The following is a 2958-nucleotide window of genomic DNA, read 5'->3' on the forward strand; positions in this document are numbered from 1 at the left end:
CCGGCGATCGGCGTGGGGAAGGGCGCGGTCCGCGCGTCCAGGTCCACCACCGCGATCGGGCGTTGGCGCAGGCGCAGGCCGGCGATCAGGATCCGCCCGCGCAGCTTGGTCTCCGTGAACCCCGCCATCTGCGCCTTTGTCTCGTGCAACTGGGTGTCGGGCGAGCCGGTGTCGAGGATGTAGTCGCCCGCCATGCCGGCCACGGACGCCGGCACCACCACCACGCCCCGCTCGTAGACGCAGGCCATCTCGCCAGCCCAGCCCACGGCCGGAACCAGGGCGGCGAGGACGGCGGCCGAGGCGAAGGCGGCGGGCGGCATGCTTTCTCAGACTCATGGGCGAGGCGTGAGCATAGCCAAGCCTCGCGGCATGACCATCGGGCGACGATCGACACCTTACGCCGCGACCAAGGCCCCGCTACATCTGGCGCATGGCTTTCATCAAACCCTGGCGCGACTTCAAACGCATGCAGGACGTGGCGCTGGTCGCCGCCTCCCTGATCTATGTCGGTGCGGTGATCAACGCCTTCCAGGTCCTGCCGGGGGGCTCGGACCTCATCGCCCAGCGCACGCTGATCTGGCCGGGCGTGTTCCTGTTCCTCTCGATGGTGCTGCCGCTGCTGGTGCCCTGGCTGAAGCGCATGCTGGCCCGCTATGTCTGGCTGAGTTTCCAGGCCGGATTCGGACAGACCGCCTTCTCGGTGATCACCGGCGTGGGCCTGTTGGCCGGGGCGGCGCTGTTCATCTACTGGCAGGTGGGCGCCGTCGCCCATGGCGGGCGCTATCCTGCCGCGGTGTTCTCGGGCTACGCGGCGGGGATCGGTATCCTCGCGGCACAGGCCGTGCTGGTCCGGGCCCTGGAGCTGCAGCCGCCGATCCGCAAGTTCATCGAAGAGCCTAGCTAGATCGAACTCCGCCCGCCGCCGTTGTTGGCGAACAGCGCCAGGGTGCGCAGGCGGGCGAGCCGGGCGCTATCGGCGTCATAGTCGGCGCGGCGATCGGAGACGAAGCCGTGGCCGGCCTCGTAGAGATGAATCGGGATCTCGGGGTGCGCCTGGGCGATCTCCTCGACCTTTTCCGGTGGGATCGAGGCGTCGGCCTTGCCGAAGTGCAGGATGATCGGAACCCTGGGCGTCTCGTCTTTCAGCTCGCTGATACGCCGGCCATAGAAGGCTGACGCCGCCGAGAGGCCGGTGCAGCGGCAAGCCGCCAGCCATGCCGCCGCCCCGCCCCAGCAGAAACCGGTCACGAATACAGGAGGCTTCAGGGCGTCGATGGCCGCCTGAAGGTCGCCAGCCACCTGGTCCCAAGGGGTTTCCTGCGAGTAGCGCACGCCCTTGGCCACCGCCTCGGCGGCGTAGTCGGCCGCGAAGCCGCGCTCCAGGCGGTCGTAGAAGGCCGGCGCGATCACCTCGTAGCCGTCCTGGGCGAAGCTGTCGCAGAGCTCGCGAATGTGGTCGGTGATCCCGAAGATCTCCTGCGCCAGGACAAGGCCGCCGCGCCGGGCGTCAGGCGGGCCGGCGCGGTAGGCCTGCAACTCGAAGCCGTCGAAGGCGCTGACGAGACGGATCGTCTCGCCCACGATCAGGCGCTCTCGAACAGTTCGCGGGTTCGCATCCGGGCGAGGTCCGCGGCCTCCTCGGCGTAGCGCTCGGGGCTCTCGTTGTTGAACCCGTGGCCGGCGCCTTCGTAGATGTAGACCGGCACGTCGGGATGATGGGCGTGCACGGCGGCCTCGACCTCATCGGCCTTGATCCCGGGGTCGGTGTGGCCGAGGTGGATGATCGTCGGGCACAGGGGCTTGAGCGCCGCGTTGGCGGCCACCAGGCTGCCGTAGTAGCTGGACGCAGCGGCGAGGCCTTCCAGCTTGCCTGCGGCCAGCCAGGTCAGCGAGCCGCCGTAGCAATAGCCCACCACGCAAACCTTGCCCCGTTCGGCCAGATAGTCGCGGCAGGCGGCGATGTCGGCCAGGGCCTGGTCGAGCGGCGTGGCTCGGGCATGGGCGATGCCCGCGGCGATACCGTCGGGATCGTGGGCGGCGGTGAAGCCGCGCTCGCGGCGATCGTAGAGGGCCGGCGCGATGGCCTCGTAGCCGGCCTTGGCCCAGCGCTCGACGTCGGCGCGCACATGGCGGTCGATGCCGAAGATCTCTTGGATCACGATCACCCCGCCCTTGCGCGGCGTGAACGGCTGCTCGTGATAGGCCGAGAACGCGAAATCGTCCGCGCCCGTGAGGGTAATGGTCTGGCCCATGCGTCTCTCCCGTTTCCCCTAAGCTAGGGGTCCAGGGTCAGACGTTGAAGCGGAAGTTCATCACGTCGCCGTCCTGGACGACGTATTCCTTGCCCTCGGCGCGCAGCTTGCCGGCGTCGCGGGCGCCGGCTTCGCCGTTCAGCCGGACATAATCGTCATAGGCGATGGTCTCGGCGCGGATGAAGCCCTTCTCGAAGTCGGTGTGGATCACACCGGCCGCCTGGGGGGCGGTGTCGCCCTTGTGGATGGTCCAGGCGCGCGCCTCCTTGGGCCCGACCGTGAAATAGGTCTGCAGGCCCAGCAGGTGATAGGCTTCGCGGATCAGCTTGTTGAGGCCGGGCTCGGTGAGGCCGAGCGTCTCCAGGAACTCCGCGCGTTCCGAGGGATCGAGCATGGCGATCTCGCTCTCGATCTGGGCGGAGATGGCCACGTGGTCGGCCCCGTCGCGGGTCGCGCGTTCGGCGACCAGCTTCGACATCTCGTGGCCGTCGGCGGCGGACGCCTCGTCGACATTGGAGACATAGAGCGCGGGCTTCGAGGTCAGGAGCTGAAGCATCCGCCAGTCCTTCTCGTCCTCGGCGGGCACCACGGCCTTGCGCGCCGGGCGGCCGGCGTTCAGCTCGGTCAGGGCCAACTGCACCAGGCGCAGGGTGGTGGCGCTTTCCTTGTCGCCGGCCTTGGCCCGCTTCTCGAGGTTGCTGACACG

4 protein-coding genes and 1 pseudogene are annotated in these 2958 nt (G+C 68.9%); 1 reads left to right on the top strand and 4 read right to left on the bottom strand.

What is annotated here, in order from left to right:
• Positions 1-320 (bottom strand): annotated as a pseudogene (locus tag RMO04_RS13855) (hypothetical protein); the annotation flags it as partial.
• Between the two features lie 110 nt (positions 321-430).
• Here RMO04_RS13855 and RMO04_RS13860 point away from each other — a divergent pair.
• On the top strand, positions 431-904 hold the full coding sequence (locus tag RMO04_RS13860) for a hypothetical protein (protein WP_309645358.1): 474 nt from the start codon (positions 431-433) through the stop codon (positions 902-904).
• On the opposite strand, the gene RMO04_RS13865 is transcribed toward RMO04_RS13860, so the two are convergent.
• From RMO04_RS13865 to RMO04_RS13875, 3 genes are all read right to left on the bottom strand, one after another.
• Positions 901-1581: a dienelactone hydrolase family protein gene (locus RMO04_RS13865; RefSeq protein ID WP_309645359.1), complete on the bottom strand. Its 681-nt coding sequence runs from the start codon at positions 1579-1581 to the stop codon at positions 901-903. The genes RMO04_RS13860 and RMO04_RS13865 overlap by 4 nt on opposite strands.
• A gap of 2 nt (positions 1582-1583) precedes the next feature.
• Positions 1584-2252: a dienelactone hydrolase family protein gene (locus RMO04_RS13870; protein ID WP_309645360.1), complete on the bottom strand. Its 669-nt coding sequence runs from the start codon at positions 2250-2252 to the stop codon at positions 1584-1586.
• 37 nt (positions 2253-2289) lie between these two features.
• The coding region (locus RMO04_RS13875; RefSeq protein ID WP_309645361.1) for a DUF933 domain-containing protein at positions 2290-2958 on the bottom strand (669 nt) is incomplete at its 5' end.

The sequence above is a fragment of the Phenylobacterium sp. genome (genome assembly GCF_031412415.1).
Classification (GTDB): Bacteria; Pseudomonadota; Alphaproteobacteria; order Caulobacterales; family Caulobacteraceae; genus Phenylobacterium.